At 63.0% G+C, this 20168-nt stretch carries 12 protein-coding genes and 1 pseudogene; 5 read left to right on the top strand and 8 right to left on the bottom strand.

Translation table 11 applies throughout. The annotated features are described in order from the left end of the window. The first annotated feature begins 226 nt into the window (after positions 1 to 226). The gene (gene cobA / locus ABEG21_RS11585; protein ID WP_347554747.1) at positions 227 to 1075 is read left to right on the top strand and encodes a uroporphyrinogen-III C-methyltransferase; all 849 of its coding nucleotides are present in this window, start codon (positions 227 to 229) and stop codon (positions 1073 to 1075) included. A gap of 308 nt (positions 1076 to 1383) precedes the next feature. Further along, a complete protein-coding gene (locus ABEG21_RS11590) occupies positions 1384 to 2790 on the top strand; it encodes an SLC13 family permease (protein ID WP_347554748.1) in 1407 nt (468 codons plus the stop codon). A gap of 22 nt (positions 2791 to 2812) precedes the next feature. Here the strand turns inward: ABEG21_RS11590 and ABEG21_RS11595 are convergent, their stop codons facing one another. The 4 genes and pseudogenes from ABEG21_RS11595 to ABEG21_RS11610 form a co-directional block, all read right to left on the bottom strand. Beyond that, complete coding sequence (locus ABEG21_RS11595; RefSeq protein ID WP_347554749.1) at positions 2813 to 3310, bottom strand: DNA-deoxyinosine glycosylase; 498 nt, start codon at positions 3308 to 3310, stop codon at positions 2813 to 2815. A 66-nt stretch (positions 3311 to 3376) separates the two neighbouring features. Beyond that, positions 3377 to 4198, bottom strand: coding sequence for a chorismate lyase (locus tag ABEG21_RS11600; RefSeq protein WP_347554750.1), 822 nt, complete (start codon positions 4196 to 4198; stop codon positions 3377 to 3379). Then, positions 4191 to 6080, bottom strand: a complete 1890-nt coding sequence (gene htpG / locus ABEG21_RS11605) for a molecular chaperone HtpG (RefSeq protein WP_347554751.1) — start codon at positions 6078 to 6080, stop codon at positions 4191 to 4193. The genes ABEG21_RS11600 and htpG overlap by 8 nt, the downstream gene beginning before the upstream one ends. 262 nt (positions 6081 to 6342) lie before the next feature. After that, positions 6343 to 7851: pseudogene (locus tag ABEG21_RS11610) on the bottom strand (PLP-dependent aminotransferase family protein); the annotation flags it as partial. A 270-nt stretch (positions 7852 to 8121) separates the two neighbouring features. Here ABEG21_RS11610 and ABEG21_RS11615 point away from each other — a divergent pair. From ABEG21_RS11615 to ABEG21_RS11625, 3 genes are all read left to right on the top strand, one after another. Continuing rightward, complete coding sequence (locus tag ABEG21_RS11615) at positions 8122 to 9396, top strand: PLP-dependent aminotransferase family protein (RefSeq protein WP_347554752.1); 1275 nt, start codon at positions 8122 to 8124, stop codon at positions 9394 to 9396. A gap of 12 nt (positions 9397 to 9408) precedes the next feature. After that, positions 9409 to 9879, top strand: a complete 471-nt coding sequence (locus tag ABEG21_RS11620) for a RidA family protein (protein WP_347554753.1) — start codon at positions 9409 to 9411, stop codon at positions 9877 to 9879. 504 nt (positions 9880 to 10383) lie between these two features. Then, complete coding sequence (locus ABEG21_RS11625) at positions 10384 to 12798, top strand: EAL domain-containing protein (protein ID WP_347554754.1); 2415 nt, start codon at positions 10384 to 10386, stop codon at positions 12796 to 12798. Between the two features lie 57 nt (positions 12799 to 12855). On the opposite strand, the gene ABEG21_RS11630 is transcribed toward ABEG21_RS11625, so the two are convergent. From ABEG21_RS11630 to ABEG21_RS11645, 4 genes are all read right to left on the bottom strand, one after another. Further along, positions 12856 to 13314 (bottom strand): CopD family protein, encoded by a 459-nt coding sequence (locus tag ABEG21_RS11630; RefSeq protein WP_347554755.1) that lies wholly within the window; start codon positions 13312 to 13314, stop codon positions 12856 to 12858. A 97-nt stretch (positions 13315 to 13411) separates the two neighbouring features. After that, positions 13412 to 15724 (bottom strand): DNA topoisomerase IV subunit A, encoded by a 2313-nt coding sequence (parC, locus tag ABEG21_RS11635; protein WP_347554756.1) that lies wholly within the window; start codon positions 15722 to 15724, stop codon positions 13412 to 13414. A gap of 18 nt (positions 15725 to 15742) precedes the next feature. Next, positions 15743 to 17728, bottom strand: coding sequence for a DNA topoisomerase IV subunit B (locus tag ABEG21_RS11640; RefSeq protein ID WP_347554757.1), 1986 nt, complete (start codon positions 17726 to 17728; stop codon positions 15743 to 15745). Between the two features lie 323 nt (positions 17729 to 18051). Then, complete coding sequence (locus tag ABEG21_RS11645) at positions 18052 to 20067, bottom strand: ATP-binding cassette domain-containing protein (RefSeq protein ID WP_347554758.1); 2016 nt, start codon at positions 20065 to 20067, stop codon at positions 18052 to 18054. Positions 20068 to 20168 lie beyond the last annotated feature (101 nt).

Raw genomic sequence — 20168 nt, forward strand, 5'->3', positions numbered from 1 at the left:
TGCATCGGCATGCGGTGCACACACCATTCAGATCGGCATCGCGGACAACGGCGTCCCCTCGCATCACGGCGAGCGGACGCCGTTTGCTTTTTGTCGTCGGCTTCGGCGTTTCTTTGTTGACGCTAGGCCTGTGGAGACGCCGACCGGCATACGGACCGCGCATCGATATCGCATGGTGTCCGACCGATTCACACGATGAGAACGTCCTCGCAGTACGGAGATTGTTATGAAGAGTGATTCCCTTTACGCCCTTCCCGCGCCTACCGCGTTCGAAGCGACGCAGCATGAGGGCGGCGAACGCAAGGCCGGCCGCGTCACGTTGCTAGGCACGGGACCCGGCGAGATCGACCTGCTGACGATACGTGCGGCGCGCGTCCTGGCCAGCGCCGACGTGCTCCTGCTCGACGACCTGGCCAATCCGGACATCGTCACGCTCGCGCCTCAAGCCCGCGTGATTCGGGTGGGCAAACGCGGCGGCTGTCGATCAACACCGCAGGCTTTCATCGAGCGTCTGATGTGCCGTTATGCGCGCCGGGGCTGTCACGTCGTACGCGCCAAAGGGGGCGATGCGCTGCTGTTCGGTCGGGCGGGAGAAGAAATCCACACGTTGCGCGGCGCGAACATCGCCGTCGATATCGTCAATGGCATTTCGTCGGGCTTTGCGGCAGCGGCCGGCCTCGGTATCTCACTGACGCATCGCGCGCATTGCGACGGCGTGACCTTTGTCACCGCCCACAAACAGGATCACGACGAACCCGACTGGCGCGCACTGGCTGCCAGTAACACGACGCTCGCCATCTATATGGGGATGCACCGCATTCACCGCATTTGCGCCACGCTGGCCGAACATCTGCCGGCGACGACACCCGCCGCGGTCGTCGAGTGGGCAGGTACGACGCGCGAGCGACGCTGTATCGGGCAGTTGGACGACATCGCCGAGCGAGCCGGCTCAGCGGGTTTGCAGAGCCCCGCCGTCATTCTGGTGGGTCGCGCGATCGGCATGGCGGACACGTTTTCGCACCAAGCGGCCGAGAACCGCCACGTCGGCAGCGCGCTCCGTGCCGACGCCGCTTGAGCAAAATAAAGCGCGATTTATAAATGATGTCGGAAGGCCTAGCCGAATGACCCGCCGTCTCGTTGCCTTTCCCGTTCGTCCATAGCGGACTGGCTTGGCCATGCATTCCGTCAAGCGCCATCGTGCTGTTTGGCTCCTAAGTCTTTTGCACATTGCGTGAGAAATCGCTGCATCGCTTGCCGAGCCTAAGGCCTATTCGGCGCTGTAATTCGCTGCTGTCCGATAGACCCCTGCGTACTTTGACCTCAGAATGTTTAGTCGTTTTGAAGTCAATACACATAACAGCCTAAGTGGCAGGGGACAACGGCATGCTGACTTTGATTGGAATCCTGATTATCCTGACCGTTGTCGGGACATTGCTGTCAGGCAAGAGCGCGCCGCTGATCGGCCTCATCCTGGGACCCTTGATTGGCGCGATCGCGGCCGGATTTTCCCTAGTGGAGATCGCGGACTTCTACAGCAAGGGCGTGGCAAAGGTGGCGCCGGTCGCGACGATGTTCATCTTCGCCATTTTGTTTTTCGGCATCCTGCAGCAAGCAGGTTTGTTCACGCCCTTGGTTAACGGCTTATTGCGCCTGACCCGTGGCAACGTCATCGCAGTCTGCGTGGGCACTGCGGCATTGGGTCTTGCCGCGCACCTCGATGGCGCGGGCGCCACGACCTTCCTGCTGACCGTCCCGGCCTTGCTGCCCTTGTACAAACGGCTGCGACTGAGCCCCTACCTGATGCTGATGCTGATCGCGCTCGGCGCCGGACTGATGAATATGACACCGTGGGCGGGCCCGCTCGGTCGCTCCTCGGCGGTGACCGGACTGGATGCCACCACCTTGTGGCATCCGCTGATCCCGCTCCAGGCCATCGGCGCCGTCTTGCTCTTGGCGTTGGCAGCCTTGCTAGGATGGCGGGAACAACGCCGACTTGCGCGCGAAGCAGTCTGTATCGACACAACGGCGGCAGGCGACGATGAGACCCCGACTCCGTCGGGCGCCCTCCTCTCGTCGATGCATGGCGCAACGTCAGAAACGGCAGGACCGCGGAAGGGTGCGACCGCTGCGCCGCGCAGTGCCCCATCGCTGAGCAAGGGCGTCGAAGACGTGCCACGGTGGCGCTTCTTTGCGAATGCCGCCTTGGGTCTGATGGTCTTTGGCGCTTTGGTCAGCGGCCTGTTTCCGTCGGCCCTGACCTTTATGATCGGCGTCGCGCTTGCGCTGCTGTTGAACCATCGCACGCAGGCGGCGCAATTGGAGTGCATCAAGCAGCACGCGCCCAATGCCATGGTCATGGCGTCGATCATTTTATCGGCGGGTGCTTTCCTGGGCGTTCTGGACGGCAGCGGCATGCTTCGGGCCTTGGCCCAGACGATCGTCGATTGGCTGCCGAATGCGGTGGTGCCGCGATTGCACCTGGTGTTGGGCCTGGTCGGTCTGCCCATGGAATTGCTGCTATCGACCGATGCCTATTATTTCGCCTTGCTGCCGATCGTCAGCGAGATCGTCGCGCCTCATGGGGTATCGGCAGCCAGCACCGTGTATGCGCTCGGCATCGGCAATATCGCCGGCACCTTCATCAGCCCGTTCTCGCCGGCATTGTGGCTCGGCCTGGGGCTCGCCGGGCTCGATATCGGCCGGTATATCCGCTTTGCGCTACCCACGATGTGGGCGTTTTCCTTGGTGCTGCTGGCGGTGGCGATTGGCTTGGGCGTGATTCCGATTTGATGAGAAGGAACGCCTTGCCACGCTAGCCGCGCAGCGACTGCCACACCGCCAGCTTCGCTTCATACGGCATCGACGCGTAGGCAGGGCTGCTGGACGGCAAGCGCACGATCCGATACCGCCGTGCCAGATCGCCCAGCGCCTTTTCGCCTATCTTGGCAGCGGTGCCGCCATTGAAGCCAATCGTCTGAAGCTTGGGCAGGCTTGCCAGCAAGGTCCGCAGATCGTTGCCCATATGATTCCGGATCGCGCTATCGAGACTCCCGTCCCGCCGCGCTTCGGCAATCACATCCCACAGTCCGACGCCGTGGGCCAGCACGGTCGTCAAGCGTTCGTCGTACGTCAAGGATCGCAGCGGCGTACCGATCACCTCCCCCAGCAGATCCCAAAAAAGATTCCGTGGATGCGCGTAATACTGCGCCGCCGCCAAGGACCGCACGCCGGGAAGACTGCCGAAAATCATGACGCGCGTGTTGGCGTCACAGACGGCGGGGAAACTTTGTAGCAGAGAAGACGACGTCATCGAAAGGCGCACATTGGCCGACGCGCCCGGTGCGCATCGCGCGATTAGGAAGCCGGACGCCAACCGTCACCGCGCGGCGGCGCGATCCAGCAGTTGCCAGAATGCCGGCAGAAAACACTCTGTGATGATGAGCGGCGCACCATGCCGTTCGAAGACCGAACGGCGGGCAATAAGCGAACACGGCGAACGTGACGAACGCGGCGACTGCGCGTCGCGCTCCGCCGCGGACAGCGGACGCGCGTCGGCGGAAACTCGCGCCTGCTGTCGCGCATAGAGTCGCGCCAGCGGGTCCGCGCGGCGCGCATCGGTACGCCCGACCCCACGCGACGTCAACATCGACCGTCGCACGGTTGGATCCCGATAAAGCAAAATGGCGAGCGGACGCGTCCTTAAAGTCCGCATCGCTCGCCATGTACCACGGCTGTGCACCAATCCCGTCACGCTGTGCGCCACCACACAGGGAACGCCTTCGACCGATAACTCGACCTCGCGCACCCAGGCGACACTCCGCGCCTTTGCACCCAGTAACGGCGCCTCGTCAGGCCAAGGGCGTTCGCGCCGCTCCTTGATGACCCGCACCGTCACTGGATACGCCGACGTACCCGCGCGCTCCACTGCGTCAGGACGCCCCGCCAAACGCGCAAGGTGCAAGGTCAGCGCACCGCCCGCCATCAACCAACCGCGCCGATCGTGCGGCACGGTTGCGGCGGGCGATACCCGCCAGCGCCCCATGCCATGCGCCGGCACCAGATCGGCATCGCGCATGCGCCCCGCTCGCGCACCCGCCTGCGTCGGCAAGCGACGCGTGGCCAGCCGCGTCCGCCGCCGCGCCACCGAAAGCGCACTCGCTGCGCTCGGCACGGACTGCAACGATCCTGTTTCAGGCACGCCCGGCCGCACCCAGCAGCAGCGCATTGGCGCGACGCACATACGCCGCCGGATCTTCCAGGCTACCGCCTTCCGCCAGCAGCGCCTGGTCGAACAACAGATGCACCCAGTCGTCGATCTGCGGCGAATCGGCTTGCAACTGCTTGACCAAGGGATGGTCCGGATTCAGTTCCAGGATCGGCTGCGCATCCGGTGCCTGCTGGCCGGCTTGCTTCAACATCCGTTGCAGATAGCCGCTCATCGCACCATCGTCGGCCACCAGGCAGGAAGGCGAATCGGTCAGGCGGAAGGTCAAGCGCACGTCCTTCGCCTTGTCCTTCAACAATTCCTTTGCCTTCTCGACCAGCGGCTGCATCGTGTCGCCCACCTTTTCCTGAGCGGCCTTTTCTTCATCGTCCGGCGTCAAGTCGAGATCGCCGCGCGCCACGCTGCTCAGCGGCTTGCCATCGAACTCGTTCAGGAACGACAACATCCACTCGTCGACGCGATCCGACAGCAGCAGCACTTCGATGCCCTTCTTGCGGAACACTTCCAGATGCGGACTGTTACGCGCCGCGCGCCAGCTATCGGCATTGACGTAATAGATCTTGGTTTGCGTATCCTTCATCCGCGACACGTAGTCGGCCAGCGACACGTTCTGCTCGTCGGTATCGCCGTTCGTGCTGGCGAAACGCAACAACTTCGCGATCCGATCCTTGTTGCCGAAGTCTTCGCCCGCGCCTTCCTTCAGCACCTGACCGAATTCGCTCCAGAACGTCTTGTACTTCTCGACATGGTTCTCGGCCAGATCTTCCAGCATCTGCAACGCACGCTTCGACACACCTTCGCGGATCGCCTTCACATCCCGGCTTTCCTGCAGGATTTCACGCGACACGTTCAACGGCAGATCGCTCGAGTCCACCACGCCGCGGATAAAGCGCAGGTAGGACGGCAACAACTGTTCGGCATCGTCCATGATGAAGACGCGCTTCACATACAGCTTCAAACCGCCGCGCTGATTGCGGTCCCACATATCGAACGGCGCCTTGGCCGGCACGTATAGCAGCTGCGTGTACTCGCTGCGGCCCTCGACACGGTTATGCGTCCACGCCAACGGATCTTCCTGCGCGTGCGTCAGATGCTTGTAGAAGCTCTTGTACTGTTCGTCGTCGATGTCGTTCTTCGACCGGGTCCACAGCGCGCTGGCCTGGTTCACCGTCTCGAATTCTTCCTGGACGACCATCTTGCTCGCCTCGGCATCCCACTCTTCCTTTTGCATCAGGATGGGCAGCGCGATGTGATCCGAGTATTTCTGGATGATCGACTTCAGCTTCCACGACGACAGCAGTTCGTCTTCGTCGGCGCGCAGATGCAAGGTGATCTTCGTGCCGCGCGACGTCTTGTCGATATTGTCGACGGTGAATTCGCCGTCACCGGCGCTTTCCCAACGCACGCCTTCCGCTGCCGGGGCACCGGCGCGGCGCGATTCCACCGTCATCTTGTCGGCGACGATGAAGCCCGAATAGAAGCCCACGCCGAACTGACCGATCAGCGCCGCATCCTTCTGCTGATCGCCGGACAACTTCGAGAAGAATTCCTTCGTACCGGATTTGGCGATGGTGCCGAGATGCGCAATCGCGTCGTCACGGCTCATGCCGATGCCGTTGTCCTCGATCGAAATCGTGCGAGCTTCGGCGTCGTGCGTGACGCGAATTTTCAGTTCCGGGTCGTTCTCGTACAGCGAGGCATCGGCGATCCCCTCGAAGCGCAGCTTGTCGGCCGCGTCCGATGCATTGGAGATCAATTCCCGCAGGAAGATTTCCTTGTTGCTGTACAGCGAATGGATCATCAACTGCAGAAGCTGCTTCGTTTCTGCCTGAAAACTCATTGTTTGTTGCGTCATGCCGATTCCCGATACAAAGTGACGTTCACGATCCCCCGATACTGCCGCGCGCCGTCGCGCGGACACCTCGCCGCTTAGCTGGCGGCGTGGGCGCCAGGGGTCCGAATGTTTTCCCGCCACGCCGCGGTGGATAGGAAAACGTAATGGAACCCATATCAGGGCGCGATCGGCAAATTCAAGGGCCGACGCACCGTTTTGCATGCTACTGGCCGTGTCGCTGGATATAGTCGGACAGGAAGACCAGGAAATCCGGATGCGTGCTGCTGCAGATGTTCAGGCGCAGATAGGTCGACGGTGTCTGAGACGGGGAAAACAACGCGCCCGGCGCCAGCAGGAAGCCGGCTTCGTGCGCCGCTGCCGTCATCGCGCTGCTGTCGCAATGTACGTTCGCCCAGACAAACATGCCCGCGTCGGGCTCGCAGAGCAAGGTCGCGCCCGCCTGCTTCAAGGCGGCCAGCGCCGGCGCACGGACGCCATCCAGCTTGAGTCGCAAGCGCTCGACATGGCGTCGATAATGGCCTTCGGTCAGCACGCCGTAGATGATGCGCTCGCCCAGCTCCGGCGTGGTCAGCGCGGCCAGCAGCTTCTGATCGGAGAGGCGTTTTGCCAGCACGGGGTCGCAGGCGATATAGCCGACGCGAAGATTCGGCGCCAAGGTCTTGCTGAAGCTGCCCGCATAGATCACGCGCCGCAGTTGGTCGAGACTCGCCAGCCGCACGGCCGGATGATTCGGTGGGCAGAGATCGCCGTAGATGTCGTCCTCGACGATGATGAAATCATAGCGCTCCGCGATCTGCAGAATCCGATAGGCCTGCGCCGCGCTCAGCGACGTTCCGGTGGGATTATGCAGCACCGAGTTGATCACCATCAGCTTCGGCCGCCAGGTTTCCGCCAACATTTCCAAGGCATCGAGGTCCGGGCCGTTCGCGGTATAGGGCACGCCCAGCAAACGCGCGCCCTGCCCGACGATCCGCCCGAACATCTGGAACCAGGCCGGATCGCCCACCAATACCGAATCGCCCGGCTGCAGATACAGGCGTGAAATCAGGTCGACGGCATTGGTGATACCGGACAGCGTGACGATCTGGTCCGGTGTCGCGCCAATCTCGATACCGGCCAGATGGATCTGCAACTGTTGCCGCAGCGGCAGCGAGCCCTGGGGCAGCCCGTAACGCAACAGCGCGCCCCCACTTTGGCGGCCGATCCGTTTCACCGCCTGCGCCAACATCTCGCCGTCGAGCCAGTCGTTCGGCAGAAAGCCGAGGCCGGGCGCTTTTTCCGGCGCCGTGGTGTGCATGATGTTGTTCAGCAGCCAAGGGACGTCGATCGTCGACGGCGGCGCGAGCGGTGCGTTGCCGGTCGCCCGGGCGCGCCCGCCCGCGCCACCGCCGGCGGCACGCGACGTACCGGTGCCGACGCCCGGCCCACTCACGCCGGCACGAACCGTCCCATTCGAGGTCGCCCCCGCCGCAAGCCCGGCACCCGTCGGATGCGCCGCGCCGCCCTGTTCGCGCTGCCGGTCCAGCACATAAAAACCGGAGCCTCGCCGCGCCTCGAGATAGCCGTAATTGACCAGACGCTCGTAGGCATCGACGACCGTGGCCGGCGACACGCCCTTCTCCGAGGCAAGGCGGCGAATCGACGGCATGCGTAGCCCCGGCCGGAACACGCGCTCGTCGATACGGCGCCGCGCCCACATCACCAGCTGCTCGACCAGCGTCAGCTGATCCGAGCCTACCGGCGGCGGAATCTGTTCCAGCATCGTCGACATTTCCCGCCCTCCCCAAGCCGGCTTTTCACAATTCGCGCAACTGTATCACAAACTATTCAGCCAATTGTACCGAGACTGTATCGGTACATTTACTTAAGATTGATTTGCGGTCGATCTCGCCTTGCACTGGCGAGCCGACCGTGTTTAAGATTCATTTCGTCCGCTTTCCCGATAGCAATGTCCTGGCGCGTAAGACGATGCGCGCTGGCGGCGCGTCACCCCTGCATTGCCCCTGTTTCTCACCCGCACGAAATCGAAGGCCACACCGCTATGTCATCGGAACACACGTCCTCCGGCACGCCGTCCGGATATGAGACTGCCACGGCAGCCGCCAGCCACTGGCCCTTGTCGCAACGCGCACGCAAGCTGACCAGCTCGGCCATCCGGGAAATCCTGAAAGTCACCGAGCGTCCCGAGATCATCTCGTTCGCCGGTGGCCTGCCGGCCCCGGCGACGTTTCCGGTAGAGGCGATGCGTGCGGCGGCCGAGCGTGTACTGACCGACGATGCGGTAGGCGCACTGCAATACTCGCCGACCGAGGGCTATCGTCCGTTGCGCGAGTGGGTGGCGGCGCACCATTCCGGCAACGGGGTGACGATTCGCCCCGAGCAGGTACTGATCACCACCGGCTCGCAGCAGGCGCTCGATCTGATGGGCAAGGTCATGCTCGATCCAGGCAGCCGCGCCTTGGTCGAAACGCCGTCCTATCTGGGTGCCTTGCAGTCGTTCGCGATGTTCGAGCCGACCTTCGTGTCGGTGCCGTCCGATGACGACGGGCTGCAGCCCGACGCCTTGACGCCCGCGCTGACCGAGGGTGCGCGGCTTCTCTACACGCAGCCGAATTTTCAGAATCCGACGGCCCGACGTCTGCCGCTGGAGCGCCGCCTCGCCCTGGCCGAGTTTGCAAAAGGGGCCGGCTTCCCGGTGATCGAAGACGATCCGTATGGCGAGCTGTATTACCGCGGCGAGCCCTTGCCGACGTTGTTGTCGATGGCGCCGAACCACATTGTCCATTTCGGCACCTTCTCGAAAGTCCTGGCGCCGGGATTGCGCGTGGGGTATGTGATCGCGCCCGAACCGCTGCTGATGAAGCTTGTTCAGGCCAAGCAGGCAGCGGATCTGCATACGCCGATCTTGACGCAACGCATCGTCTACGAAGCGGTCAAGAACGATCTGCTGTCGCGGCACCTGCCCGACGTGCGCGCGCTGTACCGCGCGCAATGCGACGCGATGCTCACCGCGCTGGAACGCGAAATGCCGGAAGGCGTGCGTTGGAACGCTCCGGCCGGTGGCATGTTCGTCTGGCTGACCTTGCCGGAAGCGATCGACGCCACCGCCTTGCTGCAAGCGGCCATCGTGGAACATGTCGCCTTCGTGCCCGGCGAGCCCTTCTATGCCGATGGACGCGCCGCACCGTTGGCATCGCGATCGATGCGCCTGTGTTTCTCGACCGTCCCGCCGGCACGGATCGACGAAGGCATCGCTATACTAGGCCGCCTGATCGCCGCCTGGCCCAAGGACCCGGCGGCCCAGCCTGTCCTCTAAGGAGATAAATCGATGTCGCAATCCGCTGTCTATACCCGCCTGGAAGCCGCCGGTATCACGCTGCCGGCCGCAAACGCGCCGGCCGCCGCCTATGTCATGGCCGCGCAGTCGGGCAATCTGGTGCATCTCTCCGGGCATATCGCACGCAAGGACGGCCAACCCTGGGTCGGCCGCCTCGGCGATGAACTGGACACCGCCACCGGCAAAGCGGCAGCGCGCAGCGTAGCCATCGACCTGCTGGCGACGCTGCATGCCCATACCGGCGATCTCGGCCGCGTGTCGCGCATCGTCAAGCTCGTTAGCCTGGTGCATTCGGCGTCCACCTTTACGGAACAGCATCTGGTCACCAACGGCGCGTCGGAATTGATGGTCGAGATCTTCGGCGATCAGGGCAAGCATGCGCGCTCGGCATTCGGCGTCGCGCAATTACCCTTCGGCGTCTGCGTGGAAATCGAGATGATCGCGGAACTCAGCGCACCCTGAATCGCGCCGCGACGTTGCGCCCATATCGAAGCAACGTCGCAAATGCACGACACCCTTGCCGCAGATGTCCGTCGTACGTCGATGCCGACGGACGCTCCCGCCTTACTGCAATCGCCGCCTCCACGCGCGCCTCTTAGGTACAAACCTCTGCAGATGTCGAACGACTGTTTTACTGCATCGATCATGCAGCAAGATGGAATCGATCCCTTCGCATCGTGCAGGTGACGCATGGATACGCTTACATGCGGTCGAACAATGGTTCCCCGTGACGCGAATCGGGCGACATGTCTGCGCTAAAAAAACGGTCGCGCGGTCGTACATAGTCGTATCCCGTTCACCGTTCGCTAATGTATTACGAGATGACTGGCCGCGATCTGGCAGGACCGCGCAGATCGTCTTCGCACGGCCCTCAGATCGGCGTTGTGACGAACTCCTAAAATAGATAGGCTTGGGTTACTATCTCTCAGCCCTAGCCGCTGGCGCGGGCCGATCCACTTACGAGATATGACTGAGCTACAGCCGCCGGGGGATGGCGCATCGCGGCCGTTCGATCCGCAATACGACGACCATCGCGATACCCGCAAATGGGCCCTGTTCGCCATTCCGGCGCTGGGTATCGTTTTGCTGGCGATTTTATGGTCGGTGATCGGCACGCGCTTATCGGTCGAACATCGTTCGGTCAGTGCAGACTCCGCCGCATCGGCGGACATCCTCGCGTCCGCGCTCGAACAGCACACGGTCAAGGCGATCCATCAGATCGACCAGATCACGCGCTTCATCAAGTTCGAATTCGAGAAGGATCCGGCGCACTTCAATTTGGACCTTGCCTTCTCGCAGGGCCTCGTCCCACCCGATGTGCTGCTCCAAGTCTCGCTGATCGATGCCAACGGCAAGATGCTCGAGGCGGTCAGCACGCGACCGGGACAACGTGGCATCACGGTAACCTCCGGCGCAAAGACACCGGTGGACGTCTCCGACCGCGAACATTTCCGCTATCACGTCACCCACGACAACGACGAGCTGTTTATCAGCAAGCCGGTCCTCGGCCGCGCATCGGGACAATGGACGCTGCAGTTCACGCGGCGCCTCAACGATGCCGCAAATCAGTTCGACGGCATCGTCGTGGTCTCGGTGGACCCGCGCTACTTCACATCGGATTTCTATAACACCGCCGCGCTCGGTGAGAGTGGCGTCATTGCCGTGATCAGCGACGACGGCACCGTGCTGTCGCGCCAGACTGGCAATCACGATCCGGAGCATCGCTTCACGGCGGGCGTCCGTTATCCGGAACCGCAGCACTTGTCCGGCCAGATCGAGGATCCGGTGGATAACGTCGCGCGCATCGTCGCCTATCGCCATATCGTCGGTTACCCGCTCGGCATCATGGCCGGCCTGGCCGTCAACGACGAATTGGCTGCGTTCAATCACACGCGTAACGTCTATCTGATGATGACCGCCTTCATCTCGGCGGCCATCATCGTCTTCCTCTTTTACGTCTGGTTGCTGATGCGCAAGCTGATGCAACGCGAACAGGAAATGCGGCTGCTTGCCGAGACGGACATTCTGACCGGATTGCCGAATCGCTATCAGAGCCTGCGAATGCTGCGCCGCGAAGTCCTGCCGCTCGAAAATGTGGGGCGCATCGCGCTGCTGATGGTCGGCCTCGATAATTTCAAGACGATCAACGATTCACTCGGGCATGGCGCTGGTGACCAAGTGTTGATCAAGACAGCCGGGCGTTTGGGAGACTTGTCCGCGCGCCTGAGCAGCGAGGTCCTGATCCTCGCGCGCAGTGGCGGCGACGCCTTCCTGATCGCCATCAAGGGACCGGCGGTGCGCGAGGAATCGGCGCTGCTGGCCGAAGCGATCGCGGAAGCATTGCAGCCCCCGTTCACCGTGCGCGGCATTCCGCTGGTGTTGAACGCCAGTGTCGGTATCGCGCTGTATATGGAAAACGGCGAGAACGAAGCGGACCTGCTGAAGAAAGCGGATCTGGCGATGTACAGCGCCAAGGAAGCCGGCAAGGCCTGCTACCAGTTCTATTCGCCGCACCTCGCACGTCGCGCGGATCGCTTGATGAAGTGGGAGCAGCAGCTGCGCGTCGCGCTGTCGCAAAAACAATTCTTCGTCGAATACCAGCCGATTTTCAATCTACAGGATCGCCGCATCGTCGGATTCGAAACCTTGCTGCGCTGGCATCATCCGGATCAGGGGCTGATTCTCGCGGGGGATTTCATTCCGATCGCCGAATCCACCGGACTGATCCTGCCGCTCGGCGACTTCGCGCTGGATGCCGCCTGCAGTCAGTTATCGCTGTGGCGCGCGCAAGGCTTCGAGGCCTTGACGTTGGCGGTCAATGTCTCGTCGGTCCAGTTCTGGCGCGGCGATCTTGTCGATACCGTGCGGCGGGCGCTGGATAAATACAATGTCCCGCCGGGCCAGTTGGAGCTGGAAATCACCGAAACGGCGATGATCGAGTATCCCGAGCTGGTCTCCGACAAGATCACCGCGCTGAAGGCGCTGGGCGTACGCATCGCCTTGGACGACTTCGGAACCGGCTATTCCTCCCTGTCCTATCTACACCGTTTCCCTGTGGACACACTGAAGATCGATCGCTCTTTCGTGCATGCGATCCCGAACGATCGCAGCGTCTGCTCGATGATTTCGGCGATCGTGGGGCTGGCGAAGTCGCTCGGCCTGACCGTGGTCGTCGAAGGCATCGAGAACGACGAACAGGCCGAATGGCTGTCGCGACTAGGGAGTCTGGATGCGCAAGGCTTCCTGTTCTCGCGGCCGCTGCGTGCGGAGGCGGCGCTGGAAGCGTTACGTCACATTGGGATATCCGGCACCGAGCTGCCCGGCCCCGCAACCGACGCGGCGGCATCTCCCGAGGTCAGCGACGCGCCGAAGAAAGCGTGAGCGTCCTGTTGCGCCTGCGGCGGAACGCGCGCTAGCACGCGCGATACGGGAACCGGCTTAAACGAGACCTAATACGCCGAAGGCGATGGTACAGACGCCGAGCACCAGATTAATGGTCACCATCATGCGAATGCCGGCCAGCGCCTTTGCACCGTCCTGCCATTTTTCCGCCTGCACCGCGCGGCGCAAACGCGGGAACAGCGCAAAGCGAAGGTGCCCGAAAATCAGCATCATCATCACGCCGAAACCGGTCATTGCCTGGACGGGCCAGGGCGACTGACCGCCTCCGCCGAAGCGGCTCATCAGGAAGCCGCCCGAAATCAGAATCACCCCGATGCACACGGCCACCCAGGTGAAGAAGCGTTGCAGCACGCCCAACCAAAGCGGCATGCGCATCTGCGGCGCGATATCGGCGACCGCGGGCCGCAGGCAAAGGTGTGCGAAGAACATGCCCCCTACCCAGACGACGACGGCGAGCAGATGCAGGAATAGCGCGAGTTCTACGACGTGGTTCATCGAGACAACATCCTTTTGCAGAGAAGGTTCGCCCCGCCATGACGGGGGATGGGCGGACGAGCGACAGGCAGCGGCAGTCCCGCCGCCCGCGCTCGCGTCAGCGGATTTCCGGACGCAGGCCCGTGGGCTTCAAACGGTTTGCCGGCACCTTGCCACGCTTCGCGCGTTTCGCGCGATGCGGATCCAGCGCGACACCATTCAACAGCGCTTCCACCGGCTTGCCGCCGCGCTCGCCCTGCAGCACGAGCCCGGCCGACGTGAAGGCCACGCTTTGCAGCAAGGACTGTCCTTCGTCCAATCCGATCAAGGTCACACCGCGACCGCCGCCGGACATCGTTTTCATCTCATCGATGCCGAAGACCAGCAAACGGCCATCGCTGGCGAGACAGCCCACTTCGGTCGAACCGGCGAGCACCGGCGTCGGCATCAAGGGCACCGGTTGAGCGGCGCCTTCGCCTTCGATCGTCATGAAGGCCTTGCCGCTGCGATTCCGACTGACCAGATCGCCGATTTTCGACAGGAAACCATAGCCGGCACTGGTCGCCAGCAACAGCAAGCGGTCGGGCGACGCGGCGTAGTAATGCAACAGACGCGTGCCCGATTCGAGATCGACCAGCGAGGTCACCGGCACGCCGTCGCCGCGACCGCCCGGCAGCCCAGCCACCGCCGACGAATACACGCGGCCGTTGTCGCCCCAGGCGATCAGATTGTCCGTGGTGCGGCATTCGAAGGCACCGTACAAGGCATCGCCCGCCTTGAAGGTGAACATCGCGCTGTCCAGGCCATGGCCCTTCTGCGTGCGGACCCAGCCGCGCGCCGACACGATGACCGTCACCGGCTCGTCGACGATGCGGGCTTCGGCGCTCGCGCGCTTTTCCTGCTGGATCAACGTACGACGCTCGTCGCCGTATTGCTTCGCATCCGCTTCGATCTCGCGGATCATCAAGCGACGCATTGCCGACTCGCTACCAAGCAGTTCCTCGAGCTTCTTCTTCTCGTCGGACAGTTCGGACAATTCGCGTTCGATCTTCAGCCGTTCCAGACGCGCCAATTGGCGCAGCCGGATTTCGAGGATGTCCTCGGCTTGCCGATCGGTCAGCTTGAACCGATCGATCAGCGCCGGCTTCGGCTCATCCGATTCGCGGATGGTCTGAATGACTTCGTCGATATTCAGAAAGACGATCAGGCGCCCTTCCAGGATATGGATGCGGTCGTTGACCTTGCCGAGACGATGCTGCGTGCGGCGGGTCATCGTCGCCTGACGGAACGTCACCCACTCGCCGAGAATGTCCGGAAGCGACTTCTGACGCGGTCGACCGTCGCCACCGATCATCACCAGATTGATCGGCGCGTTCGATTCCATGCTGGTATGCGCCAGAAGTGTATTGATGAACTCGGTCTGATCGATCCGGCTCGACTTCGGCTCGAACACCAGCCGTACCGCCGCATCCTTGCCGGACTCGTCGCGCACCGCGTCGAGCAGGCCCAGGATCGTCTGCTTGCCCGCCAGTTGCTCCGGCGTCAGCGCCTTCTTGCCGAGCTTGATCTTCGGATTGGTCAGATCCTCGATTTCTTCGAGGACCTTCTGACCCGACGTGTTCGGCGGCAACTCCGTCACCACCAGATTCCACTGCCCGCGTGCCAGCTCTTCGATCTTCCAGCGCGCACGGACCTTCAGCGAGCCACGGCCGCTTTCATATGCGGCGGCGATTTCCGCCGGGCTCGAAATGATTTGGCCGCCACCGGGAAAATCCGGGCCCGGCATCAAGGCCAGCACTTCTTCCAGCGACATCTTCGGATTGCGGATCAAGGCCACCGCCGCCGCCGCCGTCTCGCGCAGATTATGCGACGGGATTTCCGTGGCCATCCCCACCGCGATACCGGAAGCACCGTTCAACAGCACGAAGGGCAGACGTGCCGGCAAGAGCCGGGGCTCTTCGAACGCGCCGTCGTAGTTCGGCATGAAATCGACGGTACCCATGCCGATTTCATCGAGCAGCAATTTCGCGATCGGCGTCAGGCGTGCTTCGGTATAACGCATCGCCGCCGCGCCGTCGCCATCGCGCGAGCCAAAGTTGCCCTGGCCGTCGATCAAGGGATAGCGCAACGAGAAGTCTTGCGCCAGACGCACCAAAGCGTCGTATGCCGACTGGTCGCCGTGCGGATGGTACTTACCCAGCACATCCCCGACCACGCGTGCCGATTTCACCGGCTTCGCATCGGAGGCCAGGCCCATTTCGCTCATTGCGTAAAGGATGCGGCGTTGCACCGGCTTCTGCCCGTCGCAGACGTCCGGGAGCGCGCGCCCCTTCACGACCGAGACCGCGTAATCCAGGTACGCCCGCTCCGCGTAGACGCTCAGCGTCAGCGCGTCGTCCGGCGGGCTTGTCTCGATAGTGTCGTATTCCATGACCATGTCCTACCTGCTTTAAATGTCCGCTTCGACTTCGTTGCCCTTCTCTTCCAACCAGCTGCGGCGCGCGGCGGCTTCGCCCTTGCCCATCAGCATCGTCATCATCGTGACGGTGGTGTCGAAGTCGAACTGTCCCAAGGTGATCGGCGACAGGCGCCGCGTGTCGGGATTCATCGTCGTATCCCACAATTGCTCGGGATTCATTTCACCCAGGCCCTTGAAGCGGCTGATGCTCCATTGCGTCTCGCGCACGCCGTCCTTGCGCAGCTTGTCGAGAATCGATTCCAGCTCGGCTTCGTCGAGCGCATACAGCTTTTGCGCGGGACGCTTGCCCCGTGCCGGCGCATCGACGCGGAACAGCGGCGGCCGAGCGACATAGATATGCTGCCGCGCCACCAACTGCGGAAAGTGCTTGAAGAAGAGCGTCAGCAACAGCACCTGGATGTGCGAGCCGTCGACGTCCGCATCGGACAGGATGCAGATCTTGCCGTAGCGCAGGTTCGACAGGTCCACCGTGTCGTTCGGCCCGTGCGGGTCGACGCCGATGGCCACGGAAATGTCATGCACTTCGTTATTGCCGAACAGCCGATCGCGCTCGGTCTCCCAGGTATTCAAGACCTTGCCGCGCAACGGCAGGATCGCCTGGAATTCTTTTTCGCGCCCCATCTTCGCGGAGCCGCCGGCGGAGTCACCCTCGACCAGGAACAGCTCGTTGCGCGTGATATCGGTCGACTCGCAATCGGTCAGCTTGCCGGGCAGCACGGCCACGCCCGAGCTCTTGCGCTTCTCGATTTTCTGGCCGGCGCGGGTGCGCGCCTGCGCCTGTTTGATCACCAGGTCCGCCAGCTTCTTGCCGTGCTCGACGTGCTGATTGAGCCACAATTCGAGCGCCGGACGGGTGAAAGCCGAGACCAGCTTGACCGCATCGCGACTGTTCAGACGTTCCTTGATCTGCCCTTGGAATTGCGGGTCCAACACCTTTGCCGACAGCACATAGGAGACGCGCGAGAACACGTCGTCGGCCAGCAGTTTCACGCCCTTCGGCAGCAGGCCGTGCAGCTCGATGAAACTCCGTACCGCCTGGAACAGACCGTCGCGCAAACCGGACTCGTGCGTGCCGTGCGCGGGCGTGGGGATCAGGTTCACATAGGATTCACGCAGCAGCGTGCCTTCCTCGGTCCATGCGACCACCCAGGCAGCGCCTTCGCCGGGCGCGAAGTTTTCTTCGCCGTTACGCGCCGGATCGGCAAAGCGCTCGCCCTCGAACAGCGGCACCAGCGGCTCCGCGCCGTTCAGGCCTTCGCTCAGGTAACCGCGCAAGCCGTCCTCGTATTGCCATACGATGCGCTCGCCGGTCTTCTCGATCGTCAGCTCCACTTCGACGCCGGCCAGCAGCACGGCCTTCGAGCGCAGCAGTCGTTGCAGTTCGGCCTGCGGCAGCGTGGCGGAATCGAAATACTTCGGATCCGGCATCACGGTGACGCGCGTGCCATTGCGGCGCTCGCCTCGATTGGCCGGCCGTATCGTCAATTCGCGCGTGACCGCGCCGTGTTCGAAGCCGACATCGGCCACTTTGCCGTCGCGCCACACGGTGACGTCGAGGTGGGTGGACAGCGCGTTCGTCACGGAGACGCCCACGCCGTGCAGACCGCCGGAGAACGAGTAGGCGCCGCCCGAGGCCTTGTCGAACTTACCGCCCGCGTGCAGGCGGGTGAAGACGATCTCGATGACGCTGACGCCTTCCTCGGGATGCAGGCCGAACGGAATACCGCGGCCTTCGTCGTCGACGCTGATGGCGCCGTTGGCGTGCAAGGTCACGGCGATGCGCTTGCCGTTGCCACCGAGCGCTTCGTCGGAGGCGTTGTCGATGACTTCCTGGATTATGTGCAGCGGATTTTCCGTCCGCGTGTACATGCCCGGCCGCTGCTTGACGGGCTCGAGGCCCTTCAGCACCTTGATCGAGGCTTCGCTATAGGCAGGATTCGTCGGTTTTTTGGACATGTGGTTCGGAATTCAGCATCGGGCCGGCGGGGTCTGACGACGCCCCACCGACCACAAAAAATACAAATGGCGATGCCGCGCCAGGCGGGCGAGGCAGGAAAATCCCTGCCCGCGCCCGCCGGTCGCGGCCGACACATCGGAATACGGAAGCCGGCTTGCGGACAACCCGCAACCGATGTTCTGACACGAAACGGGGCCAGAACACACTGCTGGCCGCGCGTATTTTACTGTCTCGGACGATCGAGTGTACCTTGCGCGCGTGCGATTGGCCGCTTGGGGGAGCAAGGACGGCACATTGTCGCGGCCCGTCCCGGCAGGCTCGGTCAGACTTCGCCGCGGGTCTTCCCTTCCAGCGTTTCCCAGCGTTCCAACGCGAGCATCAGCTCGTCGTCGATTTCGGCGAAACGCTCCGTCAGCTTAGTCCCTTCGGCCGGATTGTCGACGAAGATCTTGCCGTCCTCGATCAGCGCCGACAGATGCCGCTGCTCGGTCTCCAGCTCGGCGATCGTCGCCGGCAAGGTCTCCAGTTCGCGTTGTTCCTTGAAGGACAGCTTGACCGGCTTTCCCTTCGGGACGGCGGGGACACTCGCGGCCACGCTCGGTGCAGCCGACGTCGCGCCCGCGCTGTCTTTTCCGGCCGCCGCGCCCGATGCCGCAGAGGCATCCGGCTTACGCGCCGCTTTGCCGCCGGCGGACCAGGGCGTGGCCGGCAAGGCATCGCCGCTCGTATGCTGCGCCCGAGCGGACTGGGTACGCCAATCCGAGAAACCACCGACGTATTCGCGCCAGACGCCATTGCCTTCGAAGGCGATGACCGACGTCACCACGTTGTCGAGGAAGGTCCGATCGTGGCTGACCAACAGGACGGTGCCCGGATAGTCGGCCAGCAACTCCTCGAGCAGCTCCAGCGTCGGGATATCGAGGTCGTTGGTCGGTTCGTCGAGCACTAGCACATTCGACGGGCGGGCGAACAGGCGTGCCAGCAGCAGGCGGTTGCGCTCGCCACCGGACAGCGATTTCACCGGGGAGCGCGAACGCTCCGGCGAGAACAGGAAGTCGGCCAGATAGCTCATCACGTGCTTGCGCGCGCCGTTGATCTCGACCCAGTCCGAGCCCGGTGCGATGGTATCGGCCAGGCTGCGCTCCGGATCCAGTTGCGCGCGCATCTGGTCGAAATAGGCCACCTGGATATTGGTACCAGTCCGCAGCGAGCCGCTGTCGGGCGCGATCTCGCCGAGCATCAGCTTGATCAGCGTGGTCTTACCTGCCCCGTTCGGGCCGATCAAACCGATCTTGTCGCCGCGCATCACCGTGGCGGTGAGCTTATTGATCAGGGTCCAGCCTTCATAGCCCTTCGACACGTCGATCATCTCGGCGACGATCTTGCCCGAGCGGTCGGCCTGACTGACGTCCAGTTTCACATTGCCTTGCACGTTGCGTCGTTCCGAGCGCTCGCCGCGCATGGCTTCCAGCCGTGCGATACGGCCCACGCTGCGGGTACGGCGGGCTTGGACGCCTTTGCGGATCCAGACTTCCTCTTGCGCCAGCAGCTTGTCGAACTTGGCGTTTTCGACGCTTTCGGCTTCGAGTTGCTGTTCCTTGCGAAGCTGGTATGCGGCGAAATTGCCGGGATAGGACAGCAAACGTCCGCGATCCAGTTCGACGATACGGGTGGCGACGGAATCCAGGAAGCGTCGATCGTGGGTAATGAAGAGCAGGCTGGTGCGCAGCGAGATCACCAGCGATTCGAGCCAGCGGATCGCGTCGAAATCGAGGTGGTTGGTCGGTTCGTCGAGCAGCAGCAGATCCGGCGCGCTGACGAGCGCCCGTGCGATGGCGACGCGCTTGCGCATCCCGCCGGACAGATCATCGACGCGCATCGTCTCGTCGAGACCGAGCTGTTCCAGCGTCGTTTCGACGCGATTGCGCCATGACCAGGCGTCGGTCGCGTCGAGGTCGCCTTGCAGTTCGGTCAGGCGCGCCATCAGGGCGTCGGAGTCACTGCCCTCGGCGCCCAACTGGGACGAGACCTCGTCGTATTCGGCAAGGAGACGCATCGCGTCGGCGAGGCCGGAGGCGACTGCCTCGAAAATGGTCTCACCTTCGGTGAATTCCGGCTCCTGCGCGACGAAGATCGTTTTCAGATTGGATTGGCGCGAAACCAGGCCATCGTCCGGGCGGCTGAGGCCCGCAACGATCTTGAGCAGCGAGGACTTGCCGGCGCCGTTGCGGCCGATCAGGCCGACGCGTTCGCCCTGCTCGATGGAGAAATCGGCGTGATCCAACAAAGCCACGTGACCGAACGCCAATTGGGCGCCGGTGATGGAGTACATCGACATGAGAAGGCTGTCCAGCAGCGAACCTGGCGGGAATCGACGATCCCGGCACTACGGCCGCCGCAAAAGGGGAAATCGGTTGGCCGCTATTGTACCGGCTGCGC

It is taken from the genome of Robbsia sp. KACC 23696 (assembly GCF_039852015.1).
Taxonomy (GTDB): Bacteria; Pseudomonadota; Gammaproteobacteria; order Burkholderiales; family Burkholderiaceae; genus Robbsia.

Coding starts and splice junctions, on each gene's coding strand:
- cobA (WP_347554747.1), top strand. CDS start 227: ATGAAGAGTGATTCCCTTTACGCCCTTCCCGCGCCTACCGCGTTCGAA.
- ABEG21_RS11590 (WP_347554748.1), top strand. CDS start 1,384: ATGCTGACTTTGATTGGAATCCTGATTATCCTGACCGTTGTCGGGACA.
- ABEG21_RS11595 (WP_347554749.1), bottom strand. CDS start 3,310: ATGACGTCGTCTTCTCTGCTACAAAGTTTCCCCGCCGTCTGTGACGCC.
- htpG (WP_347554751.1), bottom strand. CDS start 6,080: ATGACGCAACAAACAATGAGTTTTCAGGCAGAAACGAAGCAGCTTCTG.
- ABEG21_RS11615 (WP_347554752.1), top strand. CDS start 8,122: ATGTCATCGGAACACACGTCCTCCGGCACGCCGTCCGGATATGAGACT.
- ABEG21_RS11620 (WP_347554753.1), top strand. CDS start 9,409: ATGTCGCAATCCGCTGTCTATACCCGCCTGGAAGCCGCCGGTATCACG.
- ABEG21_RS11625 (WP_347554754.1), top strand. CDS start 10,384: ATGACTGAGCTACAGCCGCCGGGGGATGGCGCATCGCGGCCGTTCGAT.
- ABEG21_RS11630 (WP_347554755.1), bottom strand. CDS start 13,314: ATGAACCACGTCGTAGAACTCGCGCTATTCCTGCATCTGCTCGCCGTC.
- parC (WP_347554756.1), bottom strand. CDS start 15,724: ATGGAATACGACACTATCGAGACAAGCCCGCCGGACGACGCGCTGACG.
- ABEG21_RS11640 (WP_347554757.1), bottom strand. CDS start 17,728: ATGTCCAAAAAACCGACGAATCCTGCCTATAGCGAAGCCTCGATCAAG.
- ABEG21_RS11645 (WP_347554758.1), bottom strand. CDS start 20,067: ATGTCGATGTACTCCATCACCGGCGCCCAATTGGCGTTCGGTCACGTG.